Annotated in this window: 1 pseudogene; it reads right to left on the reverse strand. The window is 75.6% G+C overall.

From position 1 onward, the window contains the following. Positions 1-234 (reverse strand): annotated as a pseudogene (locus KVS67_RS13350) (AarF/ABC1/UbiB kinase family protein); the annotation flags it as partial.

Genomic DNA, 234 nt, shown 5'->3' on the forward strand with positions numbered 1-234 from the left:
CCACGATGATCAGCATCCGCAGCAGCTGCACGAGCACGGGCGGCAGGGACAGCCAGTGGCGCCGCACCAGGGCGAAGATCTCCGAGATCAGCAGCGCCACGCGGATGTCCTCGAGCTCGCGCCCCTCGAGGCGGCCGGCGATCCGGGCCACCTCCAGCCGGAGCCGGCGGCGGGCCACCGGCCCGCGCGGCGGGGCGGTGTCCAGCAGGGCCCGCACCAGTCCGTCGGTGGGCT

This window comes from Micrococcus sp. GbtcB5 (assembly GCF_019091605.1).
Taxonomy (GTDB): domain Bacteria; phylum Actinomycetota; class Actinomycetes; order Actinomycetales; family Micrococcaceae; genus Micrococcus; species Micrococcus luteus.